A 19887-nucleotide genomic window follows, 5' to 3' on the forward strand; every position below is an offset into this window, starting at 1 on the left:
CCCCTATCCTATGACTGAGACTAGTAGGGCGTTTCTTTACGCCTACCTTAACAACGCCTCGCCCACGGGCTTTGAATCGTCGGGGCAGCAGCTTTGGCTCGATTACCTCAAACCCTACATTGACGAGTACATCGTTGATACCTACGGCACGGCAGTGGGCGTAATCCACGCTGATCCGGCCTCACCCACCAAAGACTACAAAGTGGTCATTGAGGCTCATTCCGACGAGATATCGTGGTTTGTGAACTACATCTCCGACGATGGTTACCTCTACGTGCGGCGCAACGGTGGTTCGGATGCCCTCATTGCACCTTCTATGCGCGTGAATCTGCACACCAAGCAGGGCGTAGTCGAGGGTGTATTTGGCTGGCCCGCCATTCATGTGCGTGACCTAGCCAAAGACACCGCCCCCAAAGTGACCGACCTGTTTATCGACGTGGGCGCGGCCACCAAAGATGAAGTGCTGGCCATGGGTATTCACGTAGGCACCGTCTGCACGTTTGTGGATGGCCTGACCGAGATGAACGGCCGCTACTTTGTGGGTCGGGCGCTCGACAACCGCATGGGTGGGTTCATGATTGCCGAAGTGGCCCGTCAGCTGAAGGAGAATGGAGTCAAACTGCCCTTCACGCTCTACGTCGTCAACGCGGTGCAGGAAGAAATCGGCCTGCGCGGGGCTGAAATGATCGCCCACCGCCTCCGCCCCGACATCGCTATCTGCACCGACGTAACGCACGATACGCAGTCACCGAAGTACGATAAGAAAGAACAGGGCGACCTGAAATGCGGGGGCGGCCCGGTACTTTGTTACGGCCCCGCTGTGCAGAATAACCTCCTCGATTTCATGATCGACGTGGCCGACACGCACGACATTGCGTTTCAGCGGCAGGCCGTGAGCCGATCTACCGGCACCGACACCGATGCTTTTGCCTACGCCGCCGAAGGGGTAGCTTCGGCCCTGATCTCGCTGCCGCTGAAGTACATGCACACCACCGTAGAGACGGTGCATCAGGAAGATGTTCAAGCTGTTATTCGGCTGATGTACAGCGTACTACTGACGCTGAAGGGTAACGAGGATTTCAGGTATATAAAATAAGTGGTAAGTGATGAACGGTAAGTGGTAAGTGGCTGACGCATAAATAAGAAGCGTCAGCCACTTACCACTTACCGTTCATCACTTACCACTTATCTCATACTTTCGGCTCCACCCAGATTGCTACTAGCAAGCTGGTAATCAAGATAAACCACGCCCAGTCGGGTAGTTCTTTTTCGACGAAACGGGCTTCGGCGGGGCGACTGACATCATAGCGGCGGTGGGCAAGTGCTACCGCCGCTGTCTTTTGGCGTTGGCTCAACGGCCCCAACGCCCCCGCTCGGTTTGGCTCAGTGGCGTAGACATAGACCGCCAGTGTGTCTTGCAACGGTTGCCAGCCAGGTTGTGCCGGTCGGATGGTGCCGGTCCAGGATCGGGTGTTGAGCGGCGCGGGGCGCAGGTTTATGGTGTCATTGCCGATGCGCAGACGAGCAGGGACGACGGTTGGGTTGTTGAGCGTTATTTCGGCCGGAAGGTGCTGATAAACAGGCGCTTCTATGGTCAGATTATTGGTCGATGTAGGCTGTAATTGAGCCAGTATTGACAGCCAAAGCCGGTTATAGGCTACGCTGTCGCCGCTTAGACGGAGGGGAAAAGTTTCGGTTAATAGCGATAGAGCCACCCGGCCGGTAGAGGGCTGAACGGCAACCGGATAGCCCGGCACGGGCAGCAGCCGATTGGTGAGCACAAAGCGATAGGGGAGGGCCGTGAGTACGGGGCCAATGTGCAGGGTGTCTTTGCCCGGCACCCGCCGCAGTTGCCAGCGCGTATGCAAGGCCCGGTTTACGGCGGCCACATCAGCGTCAGCCTGACTCACGTTCAACACCAGCACACTCTTGTCCGTTGATAAAGTATTGGTTACCAATCTATTAGTCACGTTGCCTGGATCCGTAATGACCAGATCGGGCGGGGTATTTTTGGCCGAAACTGCGCTGTTGATGGCCAGCGAACTACCGATTCCTTTCGACAGTGTGCTGGTCAGTTCAACCTGATGCCCCTGCTGCCCCAGCCAGTCGGCGAGGGTGCGCGTCTCGAAATCGGGGGCGGTGAGCACAAACCGGATGCGCATACGGGCGGTGGGCCGGACAACAAAATGGAGCGTGTCGAGTAGGGTGTTGCCGAGCCAGAGCGTCGGGCTGTTTCGGCCTAGTGCAAAAACCGGATAGTTTAGTATAAAGTCTTGATTACCAGTTGTCAGCCAGGTGCTGTCGAGCGTACGTTGGCCAAGTCGAACCCGTAACACGTCCGCTTTTGTCGTACCGATTTGCCCACTGATTGTCTGGGACTGACCCAGCGGCACAATACCCTGCCAACGCAGACTCTGCAACTGACCCGCTGCCGCATAGGGCACCCACGTCACCACCTGCTTAGTCAATTGCGCCAGTATGTTGTCGGGAAAAGCCTGCCCCAGCAATACTACCGAATCGGTTGCCCCGCGAAACGCCTGCGCCATGATGATTTGGCGAATATGCAGGCTGTCCTGCACCCGGCGAATGGCCTCGTTGGGAATCTCCATACCCAGAGCCTCATCGGCCACCAGCAACACCCGTCCGGCGGGAAGTTGACTACGGCAGCGGGGTTGTAGAAACAGGCCTAGCAAGCTCAAAAACAGCAACACATGCAGCCCAACGCGCACTGCTCTGCGCCCCGCTGACAAATTGGTTTCTTTACTGATTCGCCACAAAGAGAAGAACAACAGGGCTAACAGTAATGCGGAAATAAGCCAGGGCCAAGGCGTTGTCCAGTCGATGGGAGGGAGGGTCATTGTTGATGGGGTGAGTGCTGTCAGGTCGGAATGCCGCACCATCCTAACCTGACGGAACGCGGGTCCCCCGACCCGGCGTAGAAAAGTAGCTGGTTGAAATACGCCGGGTCGGGGGACCCACGTTCCGTCAGGTTAGGATGGTGCGGCATTCCGACCTGACAGCACTCAGTACTACACTTAACCCATCACTCCAGCCTTTGCCAGAAAGCGTTTTCTAATTTCTTTTCCGACACCATACCCGACCGGCTGCCCACCGTAGTTTGGTTGGCGAATGCGGCCAGTCGGCTTTGTAGTTGATCAATAGCGTTGGGTGTCAAGGTTTTACCTGCGGCTAGCTGCTGTAACTGCGCCAGCACCGACCAGTTGGTCAGGCCGCTTTGCAACAGTGGGCCACTCAGCGCTAGGCTTAGTTGCCCTATCGTCTGGCGCTGTGCGGGGGTTAGTTTGGGTAGCGACACATAGCCCAGCACTTCGGCTACCAGCGTGGCCGTGGGCAGGTTGCGGTATTGCCGCGCCAGCCGGTTTCTGGTGGCTACGTTTTTGAGTTCGCCCGTGAGCCGGGTTTCTTTTTCCTTCAGCGGGGGCGGGTCGTAACCGCTCTTTTTAGCGTAAGCACGGGCTTTTTGTTGTGCCAGCTTCAGGTATTCCAGTGCTTTTTGTTCAAACGGTCGGGCCAATTCAGGCTCGTATAGGCGCAGGTGTAACTCCGACTGCCACATCTGTTCCAGCACCATTTTCAGCAGGCTCCGCGTCGACTGCTCGTAAAACGTGTTCACCTCGCCGTTATCGTGGTTGTGCACGTATTGCTCCATCAGCGCGGCCAGGGGGTCTTGTTCCTGCCCGGTGGCGGGGCCATTGGCACCGCCGTGATCATGGTCGTGCCCTGCTTCGGCGTGGTGATCGTCGTGATGCGCTTCTTTGGGTGCCGGAGATGCCTCGCCGCCTCCAGGATCTTTCTGGGTGTCGTGGCGGTGCTCAAAGCCCGCCAGCAAGTCGGCGTCGTTGTCGGCCAGGGGGCTGTGGCCGCCAATCTGATTCTCGAATTCTTCGCCCAAATACTGCCCGTAGCGCAGCCTGAGCACTTTTTGGTCGAAACCAATCTCATTCGATTCACTGTTGAACGCCGTTTTGGTCAGCCGCTTTTTGCGGGCAATGAGCTTGTCGGTGTCGATAATAATCTGCCGCTGACTGCGGAAGTATTCGGGCATGATGTTCACCGCCATCGTAGCCAGTTCGGCGTCGTCGGTCTGGGTAGTGTCTTTGAAGACTACGAAGTAGGTGTCTGACTTGGTCAGTTGCGGCTCCGGGCGGTTCGCCGCTCCGATGCGGTTGTCGATGGCGGCCCAGTAGTAGTATAATTCGTCGCCGGGAGCAAAACCCAGTTTGGCCAGATCGAGCGTATGACTCAGCAGCGCCGACGTAAACGGCCCGCTGCCCGACGGTGGCGTTACCGGAAAGTGGCTCTCCCGAAACTTGACATTTTCGCCCGACCCCCTCGCCAACGTAGCTACAATGTAGGCCCCCCGCACCCGGAAATCGTCGGACACCTGGGCCTGCACCCGTAGTTGCATAGGTTCGCCCAGGCGATGAAACCGGTGCAGCTCTTTCGACGTGGGCCGAATCACGGGTGGCGTATCGGGCTGGGCTTCGAGGCGGTAAAAGTCGGACTGGTACACCAGCGAGTCGCGTTGCTTTGGCGTCGTCCAGTAGGCCCGGATGGCATACAGGCCTGAGTTAAGCACGCGGTCTTGATACGAAAAAGCCCCTTTCTGCTGTGCAAAGGCTAGTTCGCCCCCCCGGTTGTTGACCAGCACTACCCGCACCCGGTCTGCTTGGCTAAGCTGCACCTGCCACCGCAACACCGACCCTACGTAGGCCGTCACGTTCAAATCGGTCGTGTTGCGCGTGGGTAAACCCGTGTAGGCTGGCGGTTGAACCTGCAAGTTCGCCGAACGGAAGGTGGGGGGGAAGGTTCTGTTTACAGTTTTCAGTTTGCTGTCTTCTGTTGTTGTTCTCCCGATTGCCTTGCGTGAGGGGGCCGGTTGGACGTTGATCAGGGCGAAAAGGGCCAGAGAAGCCAGCAGGAGCAGGGCGTAGGGGCGCAGGTTTTGCAGTAGTACAAACGGTTTGGGCAGTTGCGCAGCCCGTTTGCCCAGTCGGTCGAGCTGCAACTGTTCGGCCATGTTGGGGTTAGGCTTGGTGAGCAGGGGCAAGCTATATTCGGTGTGGCCCAGGGTGCGGTGTAACAATGCAATGGCCGCTTGTCGCTGTGGATAGAAAGCGTCTAACCGCCAGGCTGTCAAGGCTGTAGCAGTCAGGGATAGGCCAACAATGATACCTGTAGAAGCGGGCCGCAACGCTAGCAACAGCCCCACCGATACACCAACAAAAACGGCCTTCAGCCAGCTGTTGGCATATAACTGCGTGGTAATAGACCGTATGAGTTGATGAAGCGATTCCATAGTTGAGGAGCAGAGGGCAGAGAGCGTAGGGCAGAGGGCGTGGTGTCAGGTTGGGAATGCTATTACCCCCTCAATTCCACGCTCCCTGCCCTACGCTCCACGCCTACTTAACCATCGTTCGGCCAGTAGAAGGCTTAAAAATAATATGAGGAGGGCTTTTTGACCTGCATTTCTGGGATGGGCGGTGGGTAAGGTGGGGGACTGATCACTGATGGCGGGCTGAAATAAGGCCGCAAATGCCTGCTGACTAAGCGGAGTTGGCTGGCTAGTGAGGCCTAGGCCGCTGAGCAACTGCATTCCCAACTGCTCGGGCAACTGCCCATTGGCTATGTCGGCGTTGGACCGGATGGTGAGCGGTCCAGGCAGGTACTGCACGTTGGACCAATCGGTACGCAGGGGCTGGCCAACAAGGGTGTAAACAGTAGCTGGGTTGGGGCTTGTAATGGACCTGTCGGTGATGATCCAGGTGTATGATTTATTGGTAATTGACTGTTCGTCAAGTTGATATGTTAAGCCGTACACCTGCGTGAGTGCACCCAGCGCGGCCAGGACAGAAGCCCGTTCGGCGGCCTCGCCTAACTGCACCAGCACCCGGATAGGCGCTGTAGTCACTGCTTTGGTTGTGGTAGCATTCGTAACCGCCAAGCGACCATTATCGGCAAGGGTTAACACTTTGCCCGAAGGCAGCGCTATGTGGGACGATGGATTTTCCGTAGCGCTATTGGCAGGGTGGAGAAAAAATGGTTTAGGCACCTGAAAAGCGGGTCCATTGACCCATACCGACGAGTTGCGCAGGTACAGGTGTAGGTTGGCTTGCGGGGCGGTGGCTTCGTCGATAACCGCTTGCAGGGCGAGTGGATTCAGGGGCGGCGATGGCGGCAACTCATCCAGCGCGGTAATTATCGAAAGGGGCTGGGTGGCCCAGAAAAGTCGTTCGTCCCGTTGTTGGGCCTGCGCCAGTTCAAACCGATACATGCTGACCAGTTGCCTGTTGGGTTCCACCAAATGCACTTGCTGGGCAGGCGTAGCTGTCTTTTTACCGGGCCAGATGGGCCGGGCCAGCAGACAGGCCAATACAACGAGCAGCAGGCAGCGCAACACCAGCAGCAGCAAATTGTCGAACCTCAACCCACGTTTGGGGGGCTGGGTGGGCGTTTCGAGCCAGCGCAGCATAGCCCACGGCATGGGTCTGGCCCGCTGCTGATGCCAGAAATGCAGCGCAATAGGCACTGCTATGGCCAGTATTCCCCACAGCAGGACCGGATTAAGAAACGTCATCGTCGAGCATTTTCAGGTATTCAATCCGATATTACACCAAACCAATTCACGCTCATGCACATCGTAACGAAAATTTTTATCGCCCTGGTAGCCATTGAACATCTTTACATTCTCTGGCTGGAAATGTTTGCCTGGACCACCCGCGGCCCGAAAGTCTTTAAAGGCTCTCTCCGCCCGGATCTCTTCGAACCAACTAAAGTCCTGGCTGCCAACCAGGGGCTATACAACGGTTTTCTGGCTGCTGGCCTGCTCTGGGCATTGCTGATTACTGACCCTACCTGGCAGAAAAACGTGGCCATTTTCTTTCTGTCCTGCGTTATTGTGGCCGCACTCTACGGTGGCTATTCGGCCAGCAAACGGATCATTCTGATGCAGGGCCTCCCCGCCCTAATCACCCTGGCGCTGCTGCTGGCCGTTTAGTCATTGGTCATTCGTAGCTGGATACAACGAATGACCAATGACAGCGCAGCGAATGACCAATGACTAAACGGCCAGCAGTTCACGCAGGACCAACGCGGGGGGATCGGTGAGGAGGGCGCGGACGTGGCGGAGGTGGGGCAGATGAAGCTGACTGGTTAACTGATCGAAGTAGGCGGTGGCTGCCTGCTGAACCTGGTTGCGAACGGTATCGGCCTGAACCTCAACAGATTGGTCTGTTTCTAAATCCTGGAATTGATAGAAGCCGCTGAGATTAAAATCGACCTCCTGCTGCCCCAGCACCTGAATCAGCAGAATCTCGCGGCGGGGTGTGGCGGCCTGTCTGAGCAGTGTAATCCACTCGTCGTTGAGCTGCAACAGGTCCGACACCAGCACCAGCAACTCGCGTTGGTTGCGTTGCGGTATCGGAAACGCGGGCGGCTCGGCGGGCCAGCTTCCCCCTGCCGTCAGCCCCGCCAATGTGCCTAGCACTTTCTGGAAGGCCTGTTTGCCGACGGGCACCAGCGCCTCTACCTGCCCCTCCCGAACACTATGGAGACTTAGTTGGTCGCCCTGCCGGTTAGCAATGTAGGCCACCGCTGCCAGCAGCACCTTCGCGTAGTCGAGCCGCCGCACGGGGCCTTCGGCGTAGTTCATTGACCCCGACAGGTCGAGCAGCAGCCGCACTTGCTGACTGCTCTCCGTCTCTGACTCGCGCACCAGATGCTTACCCGTTTGGGCATACCGCTTCCAGTCGATCCGTTTGGGATCATCGCCGGGTTGGTACGCCCGAAACTGCGCAAACTCCACGCCCACGCCATTCCGGCGACTGCGATGCAGGCCCAGCGTCAGCTCGTCGCTAATCAATTGCCCCACCAGTGGCAGATTATTGATGCGAATAAAATCGAGGGGAGGGGTCATTGAGAATCAGGAATGTCCTTTCTACACGGTATTTACGATGGTTAGCTATGCCATTCTTAATTCATTTACCACTGCCGAAATCACACCATCTGTGGTAATGCCTTCTGAATCAGCGCGAAAGTTGAGAGCAAGGCGGTGGCGGAGCACGGGGTAAGCCAGCTTTTGGATGTCGTCGGGAATGACCGAGAAGCGGCCGTTGAGTACGGCGCGGGCTTTGGCACACAGGATCAGGGCCTGACCAGCGCGGGGACCAGCCCCCCAGTCGCACCACTGCTTTACAAACGCTACTGGGCTATCCGCCGGGCGGGTATTGCGGACGAGGCGGTTTACCAGCGTCAGCAGTTCGTCGGAGATGAATACTTGACGGGTCAAGGTCTGTAAATCATGTACGTCATTATCGGTTAGAATCGTGTTTAACACCGGCTTGTCGGTGCCGGTAGTGGCGCGGAGGACGGCGAGTTCTTCCTGTTCCGAGGGGTAGCCGAGGCGGATGTAGAGCAGGAACCGGTCGAGTTGGGCTTCGGGGAGTGGGTACGTTCCCGCCTGTTCAATGGGGTTTTGCGTAGCGATGATCAGGAAAGGCCGGGGCAGCAGATGGTCGGTGCCTGCGTAGGTGACCTTGTATTCCTGCATGGCTTCGAGCAGGGCGGCCTGCGTCTTGGGCGGCGTCCGGTTGATCTCATCGGCCAGCACAATGTTGGCAAAGATTGGCCCCCGATTAAACTGGAAGAATTTCTTGCCTGTTTCGTGATCTTCTTCCAGCACCTCGGTGCCTACAATGTCGCCGGGCATCAGGTCGGGCGTAAACTGAATGCGTTTGAACGACATGCTCAACGTACGGGCCAACGTGCTTACCAACAGCGTTTTAGCTAGGCCTGGTACGCCTTCCAGGAGGCAATGACCACCCGCCAGCAGCGTAATGATCACTTCGTCGATGGCTTCCTCCTGCCCAATAATGACCTTGCCAATCTCCGCTTTCAGCAAGGGCAATTTCGCCACGAGGGCTTTGTAATGATCTGGACTCATAGAAAAGGGAGGAACGGAGGAGGGAGGAAAGGAGAAAGGGGACTTGCATAAGCATATTGTGCTGTGTCAACTCTTTTCCTCCGTTTCTCCCTCCTCCGTTCCTTCATTGTTAAATACTTGTCAATGCATACGTCACAATATTAACCCCAAACTTAGTGTTGTCTTCGGCTAGGAAACGCTTGTTGCGGAAATCATAGTCCCACTCGCAACCATAGTCTTTGTTGCTATAAAGCACCCCAATACGGCCGTTGATGGTAATGGCCTTGAGGTAGTCATGCACTAAGTCATCGCCCCAGCCATTCAGCTCGAAACTGGTGGTAGGCGGTCCGTCGGTGAACTTGAAAAACGCAGTATAGATGGGGTGGTTGTTCGGAATCTTTTGCAACGCTTTGGGGCCAAAAGTACGAGCCATCTCCTGCTCAAACGACTTGGCAAACAGCCCGTCGATGTCGTGGTTGCAGTCGTCTACAAAGACAAAGCCACCGTTTTGCACATACCGTTTGAAATGGTCGCGCTCTACCGTCGAAAACTCAACCAGTTTATGGCCGCTCAGGTAACAAAATGGGCTGCGGAACAGATCGGTGCTGTTTAGTTGCACCACGCGCTCGGTTTCCTCCACGGGTATTGTCGTGTACTCAATCAACGAATGCAGTAGATTGGCGGGCATTCGCTGATCGGTATCCCAGTCACCAGAGGCGTATTGAATGCGGGTGAATCGAAACGGTTTCAAGTTTTTTTGCCGATGAACGCATAAAATTAGCACTTTAATTTTTCCAATACAGAAGCACGAACCTGAATAATTGGCGGCCTCGCTTTGGTATTTTACCAAGAAAATATAGTATATAGATTTAGCCGTGTTTAATTAATTTCAACAAAAGTTAAACAAAAATTTTATTCAACGGGTTGTCATGATGGTATTACCAAACCTAACAAACCCCAAACAATCTCTCGTACTCCTATGCAAACTGTACTTCATTTCGCGTCTGTGCTGGCCGCAGACCTCGCCGCTGGTGACGTAGTTGGCTTCACCTTCTTCACAGGCTACATGTCGATGCTGGCCGCTTCCATCTTCTTCTTTATGGAGCGGAGTCAAGTAGACGGTAAGTGGAAAACGTCGCTGCTGGTATCTGGCCTGATCACGTTCATCGCGGCCGTTCACTATTTTTACATGCGCGGCGTGTGGCTGGAAACCCACACCTCGCCAACGCAATTTCGCTACATCGACTGGACGCTGACCGTGCCCCTGATGTGCGTTGAGTTCTACCTGCTCATCAAACCTTACGGTGGCAAAGCGAGTACCCTCTACAAACTAGTGGCCTACTCACTGCTAATGCTGGTAGCCGGCTATATTGGTGAGGCTATCCACCCAGAGCAGAGCATCCTGTGGGGTGTTATCTCAACGGTGGGTTATCTGGGCGTGATTTATGAAGCTACCGCCGGCGACGTGAAGAAAGTAGCCGATGCTTCATCGAACCCGGAGGTAAGCAAGGCGGTACGCCTGCTGCGTAACTTCGCCATCGTGGGCTGGGCCATTTACCCAATTGGCTACATGACCCTACCGGGCAACCTGTTGTCGGGCATGGGGCTAAACCTGGACCTGATCTATAACATCGCCGACGCGATCAACAAGATTGGTTTTGGCTTGGTTGTTTACAGCGCTGCTATGGCATCGACCCAAAACGAGCGCAGCCTCGAATCGGCTATCAGCGACCGCATCATGAGTGGCCAAACGGCTGGTCGTCCTGCCAAGGTTTAACGCTACGCTTTATTCAATAAAAAACCCCCGTCCAGCAGGTCGGGGGTTTTTTATTGAATAACAGATTGCTAATCAGTTGATTTGATTCTTCTTAGTGCGTTCTTTCAGAAATGACAGAAGTAATTTCTCCACGCCGTCGAGCCCGTAAGGTGATGTTTGGCGATAGCGATTTTTGTTTTGTATGTACGGATTCAGATCAGCGCACTCATAGGCATCGAGTACCTCTGGGTGGACGTAGTGCTTGCGGCAAACCGTACGCGTGTTACCCAGCCGGTGCGACACCTCGTCGAGCACGGTGTTCACGTTCTTTTTGGCTTCTTTTTCGGTCGTGAACGGCCCCAACTCCACCAGCAGTCGCAGGGCGTTGGTGGTGCCGGCCCAAGTGCGGAAATCTTTGGCCGAAAACTCATCACCCATCGTTTCGTGCAAGTACTCGTTCACCATCCCGGAGTCGATAGGGTGTCGGTCGCTGGCATCGTCAATATACTGGAAAAGCTCTTTTCCCGGAATATCGCGGCAGGCTTTCACCAACTTGGCCAGGCGTTTGTCGTGAAGCGTGATGTCGTGATAAATGCCTTTTTTCCCTTTAAAACTAAACCGCACGTCTTTGTCGGTGGCTTTCACGTGGCGGTCTTTCAGTGTAGTAAGGCCATACGAGCCATACTCTTTTTCGTAGGCTGCATTCCCCACCCGAATCAGTGTTTGCTCCATCACGCTAAGAGCAATGGCAATCACTTTCTCGCGCGACAGTGTGGGTTGCTGCAAGTCTTCGTGCAGCCGTTTCCGCAGTTGGGGCAGTTGTTCGCCGAAGGCCTCCATCCGATAGAACTTCGTCTCGCTCCTGATGGCGTTCCAGTTGGTATGGTAACGGTACTGTTTGCGCCCCTTGGCATCTACGCCCGTGGCCTGCAAATGACCATTGGGCTTAGGGCAAATCCAGACGCGCTCGTAGGCGGGGGGGAGGGCCATACGCCGGATTCGTTCCAGCGTGGCTTCATCGTCAACGAGTTGCCCGTTGGGGTCCACATATTCATACTTATCACCTTTGGCCCGGCGCGAAAGGCCCGGCATGGTGTCGCTGACGTAGACAAGTTTGGCGGCCCGTGCTACTTTGGCGGGGTCCTGGGCCAATGCTAAAAGGTTCATAGGGATTGTTGTGAAAAGCGGGCCGTACAAAGGCGACCATCTGTTAGAACCGGTGGGCAGTTGGTGTAGTTTGGCGCGGTAAATAAGATTCGCACGGCAGGCCGGTACCGCGCCGTAACGCTCGGCTGCCTAACTTGCCGGCCTGAAACCTCTGCCTGCCAACTTCTTATCAATCAAGATGACCCTTCTGTATCAACGCCTTCAGGAAAAAAAAGTCAAATTTAATCATGTTTGTGAAGTAGGCGTTTACGTACCTACTGTATCGAACATTGGCGATTTTATTCGAGACGGCATATCCGCCACCCTGGTGGAAGCCGACCCCGTTATTGCCAAGGAAATAGAGACGTATTTTAAAGGGTACGACATACGCGTTTATCCGTTTGCCATGTGGGATTATAACGGCGTATTGCAATTATCGAAAGCCGAAGCGTCCACATTCGTGTCAGCCCTGGCCTCGAGTCCGGCGCTGGAGAATGATGGTTTCAAAGTTAATGCCAGTACACATTTGAAGTGCCCTGCAAGCGTTTTTCGGAGATCGATACTGGTGAATTTGACCTCTTAAGCATTGATATTGAGGGTAGTGAGTGGTATGTGCTAAAATACATGGTCAGCCGTCCGAACGTTATTTCCGTAGAGACGCACGGCAAATTTTACGTCAATCCGTTTATCAACGAAATAAAGGCATGGATGTTGAAAAACAACTATATCATTTGGTATAAAGACCGAAGCGATAGCGTATATGTAAAAAAAGAATTTATTGACATTACTAGCTATGAAAAAATAGCGTTGATATTGAAAAATACCTGGCTCGAACTGCGTCGGCAGAAACGGCATTTTCGGTTATCTAAAAAATAAATAGCTGTTTACATAGATTGGCTCTTTTTTACAGCTTTGCCAAAGCTGAGCAGGCCCAGCGCCAGCAAATAATGGTAGGCATCAATAGGGTGAATAGGGAGGGCCACATTGTTGACTTTGGTGGCGAAGGCCATGAGCATCACACCCACCACCAGCCACACCGCCCAGTGCTGTTTGCGTAGCAGCGCAAACACGGCCAGCAGCATCACCAGAAGGATACCTAACGCCGACACCACCGGCGCAAACACCCGCACCGTGGGTAAAAACAGGAGCACAAACAGCACTACGCCCCCCACCACCGTGGCCCCAAACACTACCGACGTGGCGGGTCGCTGTAGGGCAAGCGCGTAGGTGGCCACCACCAGGCAAATCACCCCTAAACTGCCCGCCAGCGTGGTCAGCGACTGATGCAGCGGCTCCAGCGCGGCAAGCCCGGCGAAGGTTAAAACGCCCACCAGCGCGGCCAGCGAGATGGTTAAAAAGAAGAAACCCCAGAGAATTCGGTTGAAAAAAGGAAGCCGCTGAAACGACGTAGCGTAGACCCCCAAACCCGTAGCGGCCAGCACCGCATCGGAGAGCATATGCGAAAGAATCATTGCGGAAGGTAATGTTTTTCGGTCTACTTTTACGCCTCTTTTAGCAGAATATAACGTCAACGCGCAGGCATCGCCTACGATCCACGAACAGCAATGAGCGTATTAGTAAACAAGGACTCAAAAGTGATAGTACAGGGCTTTACAGGCTCTGAAGGCTCTTTTCACGCCCAGCAGATGATTGAATACGGCACCAACGTGGTGGGTGGCGTAACCCCCGGAAAAGGCGGACAAACCCACCTCGACCGGCCCGTGTTCAACACCGTTCGGGAAGCCGTGGAAACAGCCGGTGCCGACACGTCGATCATTTTTGTGCCGCCCGCATTTGCCGCCGACGCGATCATGGAAGCCACCGAAGCAGGCATCAAAGTTATCATCTGCATTACCGAAGGCATCCCGACCGAAGATATGGTGGACGTGAAGGCGTTCATGAAAGGCAAACCCGCCCGCCTTATCGGTCCCAACTGCCCAGGTGTGATGACCGCCGGTGAATGCAAAGTGGGCATCATGCCCGCCTTCATTTTCCAGAAAGGTAAAGTAGGCATCGTTTCGAAATCAGGCACCCTTACTTACGAAGCCGTTGACCAACTCACCAAAGCCGGTTTGGGCCAGACCACGGCCATCGGCATTGGTGGTGACCCCATCATTGGCACCACCACCAAAGAGGCTGTTGAACTGCTCATGAACGACCCCGAAACCGAAGCCATCGTGATGATCGGTGAAATTGGTGGGGGTATGGAAGCCGAAGCCGCCCGCTGGATCAAAGCCGACGGCAACCGTAAACCTGTAGTAGGCTTCATTGCTGGCCAGACCGCCCCGAAAGGTCGCCGGATGGGCCATGCCGGGGCCATTGTGGGTGGTGCCGACGACACCGCCGCCGCCAAAATGGCCATCATGCGCGAGTGCGGCATCTACGTAGTTGAGTCGCCCGCTATGATCGGTGACACCATGCTGAAGGCGCTTGGAAAATAAAGAGTGAAGGAGATAAAGAGTGAAAGAGATAACGAGTGAAAGAGTGATCATTCACCGCACAAAAAACTGCGACTGGCTATCTGGTAGGCCATCAGCATTTCATCTGCGCTGTATTATCACTCTTTCACTCGTTATCTCTTTCACTCTTTCACTTTTCGCTCAGGGCCGTCAGGAGGGCGTTGGCCCCGAACAGCTGTATTTTCCCGTACATGACCTTCAGGCCGACCTGCTGGTTTATGACGAGGCGTTCAAAACGTACGTCCCTTACATAACGGAACAACACGCCAGTGAACAAGCCCTGAGCGCTTATGTTGACGTGGAAAGCAACCGGCGTTATAAACTCCTGCTACAGAGCAAAGCCGATGGTTTTCTATTTATCGAAGCCGCCCTTCGCCGCAAATGTCCCGCCGGGCAGTGGCTCGTGCTCGACCTCGACAGCCTGTTTCAGGTTTACAAAAAGCCGCAGCTGTTCATCACGCTTTACGGAGCCGCCGGAGCCGCCAATTGGCAGGCTTACATTGGCCACCCCCGGTCGGCGGCGGGGCAAACTATCCGGCTCAACGACGACCTGCTGAGCGTACGTCCCCGCAATTTTTCGGGCTTCATCAGCTTTTTCAGCGCCGGTCTGTTGTTTCTGTTGGCCGTCCACGCCTTTCTGATCAGTTTCTTCCGGCGCGCTTTTCAAACATTCTACAACCCCCTCAACCTCATCACCGCCGACCCAGCCGACGATTCGTTCCTGATCAACAGGCCCTTGGGGCGGGTATCGATGGCATTTACGTTGGCACTAAGCCTCAGCATGGCGTTTTTGTTCATGTATGTGCAGCACCTGAACATCAACCTGTTCAGCATGGGTACCCTGCTGCCACATGAGTCCGGCTTTGGCACTATTGTATTTAACTACGGCATCATTAGTGGCCTGATTTTCCTGTCGCTGCTGGCCAAGTACGCGTTTGTTGCTGCCGTGGGTAGCCTATATAAGTTCGACACCATTGTAAACCTGCACTATTTCCGGGTGATCCAGTCGTCGCTGCTGTTTATTACAATCCTGATCATTCTGGTGGCGGCGCTGAACCCCGGCAACATGGTCGAGATTCCGGTTAGTTACGTGCTGCTGCCGTTTATTGTTTTCTATCTGGCCCGCCTTGCCTGGCTCTACGTAACCCTAGTGGGCCAACTCCCGGTCAAGAATCTGTATTTATTTTCGTACCTTTGTATCGTAGAATTGATTCCTCTCGTAGTCGGTATCCGCTTTGCCGTTTGACGAGTGCTTGCTGATTTACCCATACCTATTCCACCGCCCAGCAGGCCGGAATGCTTAAAAACTGAGTTAGATTCAATGAGCCAAACCAGCACTCAGCCCGCCGAGGACCGTCTGACGAAAGTCACCCAGATTTTAGTTACCCAAGCCAAACCCGCCGACGATAAATCGCCCTATTTTGAGTTAGCGTCTAAGTACAGCATCACCGTCGATTTCCGCCCATTCATTGAGATTCAGGGCGTTTCATTCAAAGACTTTCGGCGGCAGAAAATCAATATCCTGGAGCACACGGCCATCATTTTCACCAGCCGTAACGCTATCGACAACTTCTTCCGCATTTGTCAGGAAGGCCGCATCGAGGTGCCCATCGATATGAAGTATTTCTGCATTTCGGAGCAGACGGCCAACTACCTCCAGAAATACATCGTCATTCGGAAGCGGAAGATCTTCTCTGGTACCAAAACTGCCAAAGAGCTCTTTGACCTGATTCGGAAGCACAAGACCGAGAAGTTCCTGTTCCCCTGCTCGAACATCCGCAGCAACGACATCCCCGATTTTATGGACACCGGTGGCCTGCAACTGACCGAGGCCGTCATGTACGAGACCGTGGCAACAGACCTCTCGGACTTGGCCGTGGCGCAGTATGATATCATCGCGTTTTTCAGCCCGTCGGGGGTGGCTTCGCTGATGAGTAACTTCCCTGATTATAAACAAAATGGCACGCGCATGGCTGCTTTTGGTCCCACCACGGCCAAGGCTATCATCGATGCCGGACTGATCCTCGATATTGAAGCACCCTTACCGAATGCACCCTCGATGACGGGGGCGTTGGACCTCTACATTCGTAAAGCCAACAATTTATAGTTAGTTGGCGTTGTCCTGCAACGTAAGCCGAGACCTGAGGGTATATGTTACCGCCTCTGGTTTCGGCTTCTTTTTGATCAATATTTTGCGTTTTCGTGCGTTAATCTGGTAATTCGGCATCAGACATACACAGCCTGAAATCTTTGTTGCATATGCTTCGTAAACTCTACGTGTTGTTGGGCGTCTGTCTGCTCGCGCTACCGGCGTTGGGGCAAACAGATCCTCAGTTTAGCTTTTTCATGTTCACGCCCACGTACCTGAACCCGGCGGCGGTTGGTGCAGAAGGCGTTACGCGGCTGCAACTGATTCACCGCAGCCAGTGGACGGGATATCAGGCACCAAGTAACTTCGGTGGCGCACCTACCTCGCAGCTCATCACCGCCGACCTGCCCCTGAACAAGATCAACAGCGGCGTGGGTATTTATGCGTTCAATGATGTGGTAGGGCCGCAAACCAACCAAACCGTGCAATTGGCCTATTCATATCGGTTGCCGATAAAAAACGGTGCACTTCGGATTGGGGTGCAGGCCGGCCTTGAAAGCCAGCGCATTGATTATTCGGGTATTATTTTACCAGATCCAAGTGGGCCTGATCCTCTGGTACCAACGGGTCAGTATTCGCAGTTTCAGCCCGATTTCAGCGCGGGTTTGTACTACAGCACCGTGGATTACTGGGTTGGTGCCAGCATATTTCACCTCACCACGCCTGCTTACAGATTGGGCACCGAGCGAGGTGTAAACCCATTGTCACGGACAGCTTATTTCTCGGCTGGCTATAAACTGGGGCTTACCTACGCCATCGACCTGCAACCGTCTGTATTGTACCGATACGTAGAGGGTAATCAACTCGCGTCTACTTATGACCTGAGCCTGTTGGCTACATACGACGGACGATATTCTGTTGGCGCTTCCTACCGTCACCAAGAGTCGATCACACTGCTGGCAACGGCTAATGTGCTTAATAATAAAGCGCGGCTGGGTTTTGCTTATGACGTGGTCTCCTACGGGCAGAGCACCAAGCGGCCCGGCTCGTTCGAGTTGTTGCTCAGCTATGTGTTGCCCGCACCGAGCAGCAGTCCCAAGCCTATTGTTCGTACGCCCCGTTTCCGCTATTGATTAGCTAGTTAGTTGGAAAATAGGGTCATCTGAGCGCGTATCAACATTTTGGCGCTATTCTTGTTAGGCAGTTTGCAGCCTCCAGGCTAATTTTGACGGTTAACCGTTTTTGCCATTTACTGGAATGCGTCTGCGTTTCAGTCTAATTAACCCAGTTCATACAATAAGCAGACGTATTTTCGTTCTTACGACAGGTCTTGCAAAAGTTTTTTATGCTTTCTACAAATATGAAATCGAACCGAATGCCAGCACTCTTTTTCCGAGGTGTATGGGTTGTGGCGGCCGTTTTGGCTCTGCAAAGCTGCGGCTTTGTGAAGTCGAAATTTGGGGGTGGAAAAAAGGGTGACGTTGGTGTAACCAATGGCGAAGTAGTAGCGAATGCCCGTCCGGGTTATAAGCAAACGACGCCCTATGGCATGGTGCTGGTACCGTCAGGCTCGTTTATCATGGGTCAGGCCGATGAAGATGTAGCGGCAACGCAGATCAACATGAACCGGCGCGTGACCATCAGTTCGTTCTACATGGACGATACCGAAATTACCAACCACGAGTATCGCCAATACGTAAATGCACTCCTGGCCGACTCGGCTTCAACCATTGGCGAAGAAGAGATTATGGCTAAGTATTATCCTGATACGGCAGTCTGGAAAAACGACTTTACCTACCATAACGGTGATCCTATGCTGGAGTACTACTACGGTCATCCGGCGTTTGATACTTACCCGGTAGTAGGCGTAAGCTGGAAGGCGGCTCAACACTTCTGCCAGTGGCGTACTAACTTGTATAATGACTACCGCACCAAAGAGGGTATGTTTAACTCGCCCCGGTTCCGATTGCCATCGGAAGCAGAATGGGAGTGGGCTGCCCGTGGTGGCAAGCAGGGTGCTAAATACCCTTGGGGCAATCCCTACGTAGCCAACGGTAAAGGCTGCTACCTGGCTAACTTCAAACCACAGCGCGGCAACTTCGACGCCGACGGCTATCCATACACTGCCCCTGCTAACAAGTTTAATCCCAACGACTACGGCCTCTATAATATGGCTGGTAATGTGGCCGAATGGTGCCGTGATGCCTACGCCGAAAACTCGAACGCCATTGTGTGGGACATGAACCCTGACAACCAAAACGCCGACGAACCCCGCAAGGTGGTACGTGGCGGTTCATGGAAAGATATCGCCTATTACCTAGAGTCAGGCACCCGGACCTACGAAGACGAAAATTCGCGTCGGTCATACATTGGGTTCCGTTCGGTGATGGACAACCTCGAAGGTCGTACAGCTACGGCACGGGGTGGTCGTCAGTCGGCCAGCAGCCGTTCGTCTAAATCGTCGAAGTCAGCCAAGGGTGGCGGCGGCAGTGGCACGGGCATGCGCAAATAATCCTGAATATTCCTTACCAATCCACTTTACATCCGTTAATCATCTGTAAACCAACTCATGGCAGCAGGAAAAGTAAATTTCTTTTGGGACCGTCTCGTTCCTACCATTTATAGTGTCGGTGCCGCAATTGTTGTATTGGGTGCTATGTTTAAAATTAACCACCTGCCGGGTGGTACCGAGATGCTCTTTGTAGGCCTCGGTACAGAAGCGGTTATCTTCCTGATCTATGCGTTGCAGAGTTTCGTGCGTCCTCCCTCAGACGGCACCGACTACGAGTGGGAGCGTGTTTATCCTGAATTAGCTCCTGATTATAAAGGTGAAGTACGCAAGGCTGTAGCCACACCACAGGCTAATGGCCTCACCGCCAACATGGATCAGATGCTGGCACAGGCCAAAATCACGCCCGATGTGTTTGAGAAGCTGGGTTCTGGCTTCCAGAACCTGAACAACACGGTAGCCAAAATGACCGACCTGACCGATGCCACGGTGGCTACCAATGACTATGCCCGTAATGTGAAGTCGGCTGCCGGTTCAATCACCGAAATGAATAAGTCATACGGTACGGCTATCACCGCCATGAATTCAATGGCCGATGCCACCACCGATGCCAAAGACTACCGCGATCAATTCCAGAAGGTAACCAAAAACATGGGTGCCCTCAACGCCGTGTATGAACTGGAATTGCAGGATACCAATAAGCACCTGAAAGCCATGAACGCTTTCTATGGCAACCTCACCAGCGCCATGCAAAACATGGCCGACGCCAGCAAAGACACCCAGCAGTTCAAGAGCGAACTCTCGAAACTGACAGGTAACCTGGCCTCGCTGAACAACGTATACGGCAGTATGCTGACTGCTATGCGTGGAGGGAATCAATAAGACTGTTTAAGGCCCAATGTCTAAAGTTTAAGGTTTTCCAGCGGTGAATTAATTTCTGTGGGAAAACTTTAGACATTGGACGTTGAACTTTAAACTCATTCATTC

19 protein-coding genes are annotated in these 19887 nt (G+C 54.0%); 11 read left to right on the plus strand and 8 right to left on the minus strand.

All coding sequences use genetic code 11. From position 1 onward, the window contains the following. Positions 1–10: 10 nt before the first annotated feature. Positions 11–1096, plus strand: coding sequence for a M42 family metallopeptidase (locus J2I48_RS03040; RefSeq protein ID WP_207333918.1), 1086 nt, complete (start codon positions 11–13; stop codon positions 1094–1096). Positions 1097–1190: 94 nt separating this feature from the next. On the opposite strand, the gene J2I48_RS03045 is transcribed toward J2I48_RS03040, so the two are convergent. From J2I48_RS03045 to J2I48_RS03055, 3 genes are all read right to left on the minus strand, one after another. Beyond that, positions 1191–2858, minus strand: a complete 1668-nt coding sequence (locus J2I48_RS03045; RefSeq protein WP_207333919.1) for a hypothetical protein — start codon at positions 2856–2858, stop codon at positions 1191–1193. A 185-nt stretch (positions 2859–3043) separates the two neighbouring features. Then, positions 3044–5320 carry a hypothetical protein gene (locus tag J2I48_RS03050; protein WP_207333920.1) on the minus strand — a complete coding sequence of 759 codons (2277 nt, stop codon included), beginning with the start codon at positions 5318–5320 and terminating at the stop codon, positions 3044–3046. Between the two features lie 90 nt (positions 5321–5410). Continuing rightward, the gene (locus J2I48_RS03055; RefSeq protein WP_207333921.1) at positions 5411–6598 is read right to left on the minus strand and encodes a BatA domain-containing protein; all 1188 of its coding nucleotides are present in this window, start codon (positions 6596–6598) and stop codon (positions 5411–5413) included. Positions 6599–6652: 54 nt separating this feature from the next. Here J2I48_RS03055 and J2I48_RS03060 point away from each other — a divergent pair, with 54 nt between their 5' ends. Beyond that, positions 6653–7018, plus strand: a complete 366-nt coding sequence (locus J2I48_RS03060; protein ID WP_207333922.1) for a DUF1304 domain-containing protein — start codon at positions 6653–6655, stop codon at positions 7016–7018. Between the two features lie 63 nt (positions 7019–7081). Here J2I48_RS03060 and J2I48_RS03065 read toward each other — a convergent pair whose 3' ends face one another. The 3 genes from J2I48_RS03065 to J2I48_RS03075 form a co-directional block, all read right to left on the minus strand. Continuing rightward, positions 7082–7936: a DUF58 domain-containing protein gene (locus tag J2I48_RS03065; RefSeq protein ID WP_207333923.1), complete on the minus strand. Its 855-nt coding sequence runs from the start codon at positions 7934–7936 to the stop codon at positions 7082–7084. Positions 7937–7981: 45 nt separating this feature from the next. Then, positions 7982–8962, minus strand: coding sequence for an AAA family ATPase (locus J2I48_RS03070; RefSeq protein WP_207333924.1), 981 nt, complete (start codon positions 8960–8962; stop codon positions 7982–7984). Between the two features lie 109 nt (positions 8963–9071). Continuing rightward, complete coding sequence (locus J2I48_RS03075; RefSeq protein WP_207333925.1) at positions 9072–9692, minus strand: DUF4159 domain-containing protein; 621 nt, start codon at positions 9690–9692, stop codon at positions 9072–9074. 228 nt (positions 9693–9920) lie between these two features. On the opposite strand from J2I48_RS03075, the gene J2I48_RS03080 reads away from it, so the two are divergent. Then, a complete protein-coding gene (locus tag J2I48_RS03080) occupies positions 9921–10718 on the plus strand; it encodes a bacteriorhodopsin-like (RefSeq protein WP_207333926.1) in 798 nt (265 codons plus the stop codon). Between the two features lie 72 nt (positions 10719–10790). Here J2I48_RS03080 and J2I48_RS03085 read toward each other — a convergent pair whose 3' ends face one another. After that, entirely contained in the window at positions 10791–11864 is a 1074-nt protein-coding gene (locus J2I48_RS03085; protein ID WP_207333927.1) for a DNA topoisomerase IB, read from the minus strand. 178 nt (positions 11865–12042) lie between these two features. On the opposite strand from J2I48_RS03085, the gene J2I48_RS03090 reads away from it, so the two are divergent. Both J2I48_RS03090 and J2I48_RS28620 read left to right on the plus strand, forming a co-directional pair. After that, positions 12043–12426 carry a hypothetical protein gene (locus tag J2I48_RS03090; protein WP_207333928.1) on the plus strand — a complete coding sequence of 128 codons (384 nt, stop codon included), beginning with the start codon at positions 12043–12045 and terminating at the stop codon, positions 12424–12426. Then, positions 12375–12719, plus strand: a complete 345-nt coding sequence (locus J2I48_RS28620; RefSeq protein ID WP_207333929.1) for an FkbM family methyltransferase — start codon at positions 12375–12377, stop codon at positions 12717–12719. The genes J2I48_RS03090 and J2I48_RS28620 overlap by 52 nt, the downstream gene beginning before the upstream one ends. Before the next feature lie 8 nt (positions 12720–12727). Here J2I48_RS28620 and J2I48_RS03100 read toward each other — a convergent pair whose 3' ends face one another. Continuing rightward, entirely contained in the window at positions 12728–13315 is a 588-nt protein-coding gene (locus J2I48_RS03100) for a DUF6962 family protein (RefSeq protein WP_207333930.1), read from the minus strand. 93 nt (positions 13316–13408) lie between these two features. Between J2I48_RS03100 and sucD the strand changes: the two genes are divergently transcribed. The 6 genes from sucD to porL all read left to right on the plus strand — a co-directional run bounded on the left by sucD (position 13409) and on the right by porL (position 19782). After that, on the plus strand, positions 13409–14284 hold the full coding sequence (gene sucD / locus J2I48_RS03105; RefSeq protein WP_207333931.1) for a succinate--CoA ligase subunit alpha: 876 nt from the start codon (positions 13409–13411) through the stop codon (positions 14282–14284). 43 nt (positions 14285–14327) lie between these two features. Then, positions 14328–15548, plus strand: a complete 1221-nt coding sequence (locus tag J2I48_RS03110; protein WP_310587249.1) for a DUF4271 domain-containing protein — start codon at positions 14328–14330, stop codon at positions 15546–15548. Positions 15549–15623: 75 nt separating this feature from the next. Then, positions 15624–16409, plus strand: a complete 786-nt coding sequence (locus J2I48_RS03115; protein ID WP_207333932.1) for a uroporphyrinogen-III synthase — start codon at positions 15624–15626, stop codon at positions 16407–16409. A gap of 152 nt (positions 16410–16561) precedes the next feature. Continuing rightward, on the plus strand, positions 16562–17524 hold the full coding sequence (locus J2I48_RS03120; protein WP_207333933.1) for a PorP/SprF family type IX secretion system membrane protein: 963 nt from the start codon (positions 16562–16564) through the stop codon (positions 17522–17524). Between the two features lie 227 nt (positions 17525–17751). Then, positions 17752–18903 (plus strand): T9SS ring complex lipoprotein PorK/GldK, encoded by a 1152-nt coding sequence (porK, locus tag J2I48_RS03125; protein WP_229375768.1) that lies wholly within the window; start codon positions 17752–17754, stop codon positions 18901–18903. Between the two features lie 57 nt (positions 18904–18960). Next, positions 18961–19782, plus strand: coding sequence for a type IX secretion system motor protein PorL/GldL (gene porL, locus J2I48_RS03130; RefSeq protein ID WP_207333935.1), 822 nt, complete (start codon positions 18961–18963; stop codon positions 19780–19782). Positions 19783–19887: the final 105 nt, after the last annotated feature.

Source organism: Fibrella aquatilis (assembly GCF_017353255.1).
Classification (GTDB): domain Bacteria; phylum Bacteroidota; class Bacteroidia; order Cytophagales; family Spirosomataceae; genus Fibrella; species Fibrella aquatilis.

Coding starts and splice junctions, on each gene's coding strand:
- J2I48_RS03040 (WP_207333918.1), top strand. CDS start 11: ATGACTGAGACTAGTAGGGCGTTTCTTTACGCCTACCTTAACAACGCC.
- J2I48_RS03045 (WP_207333919.1), bottom strand. CDS start 2,858: ATGACCCTCCCTCCCATCGACTGGACAACGCCTTGGCCCTGGCTTATT.
- J2I48_RS03050 (WP_207333920.1), bottom strand. CDS start 5,320: ATGGAATCGCTTCATCAACTCATACGGTCTATTACCACGCAGTTATAT.
- J2I48_RS03055 (WP_207333921.1), bottom strand. CDS start 6,598: ATGACGTTTCTTAATCCGGTCCTGCTGTGGGGAATACTGGCCATAGCA.
- J2I48_RS03060 (WP_207333922.1), top strand. CDS start 6,653: ATGCACATCGTAACGAAAATTTTTATCGCCCTGGTAGCCATTGAACAT.
- J2I48_RS03065 (WP_207333923.1), bottom strand. CDS start 7,936: ATGACCCCTCCCCTCGATTTTATTCGCATCAATAATCTGCCACTGGTG.
- J2I48_RS03070 (WP_207333924.1), bottom strand. CDS start 8,962: ATGAGTCCAGATCATTACAAAGCCCTCGTGGCGAAATTGCCCTTGCTG.
- J2I48_RS03080 (WP_207333926.1), top strand. CDS start 9,921: ATGCAAACTGTACTTCATTTCGCGTCTGTGCTGGCCGCAGACCTCGCC.
- J2I48_RS03085 (WP_207333927.1), bottom strand. CDS start 11,864: ATGAACCTTTTAGCATTGGCCCAGGACCCCGCCAAAGTAGCACGGGCC.
- J2I48_RS03090 (WP_207333928.1), top strand. CDS start 12,043: ATGACCCTTCTGTATCAACGCCTTCAGGAAAAAAAAGTCAAATTTAAT.
- J2I48_RS03100 (WP_207333930.1), bottom strand. CDS start 13,315: ATGATTCTTTCGCATATGCTCTCCGATGCGGTGCTGGCCGCTACGGGT.
- sucD (WP_207333931.1), top strand. CDS start 13,409: ATGAGCGTATTAGTAAACAAGGACTCAAAAGTGATAGTACAGGGCTTT.
- J2I48_RS03115 (WP_207333932.1), top strand. CDS start 15,624: ATGAGCCAAACCAGCACTCAGCCCGCCGAGGACCGTCTGACGAAAGTC.
- J2I48_RS03120 (WP_207333933.1), top strand. CDS start 16,562: ATGCTTCGTAAACTCTACGTGTTGTTGGGCGTCTGTCTGCTCGCGCTA.
- porK (WP_229375768.1), top strand. CDS start 17,752: ATGAAATCGAACCGAATGCCAGCACTCTTTTTCCGAGGTGTATGGGTT.
- porL (WP_207333935.1), top strand. CDS start 18,961: ATGGCAGCAGGAAAAGTAAATTTCTTTTGGGACCGTCTCGTTCCTACC.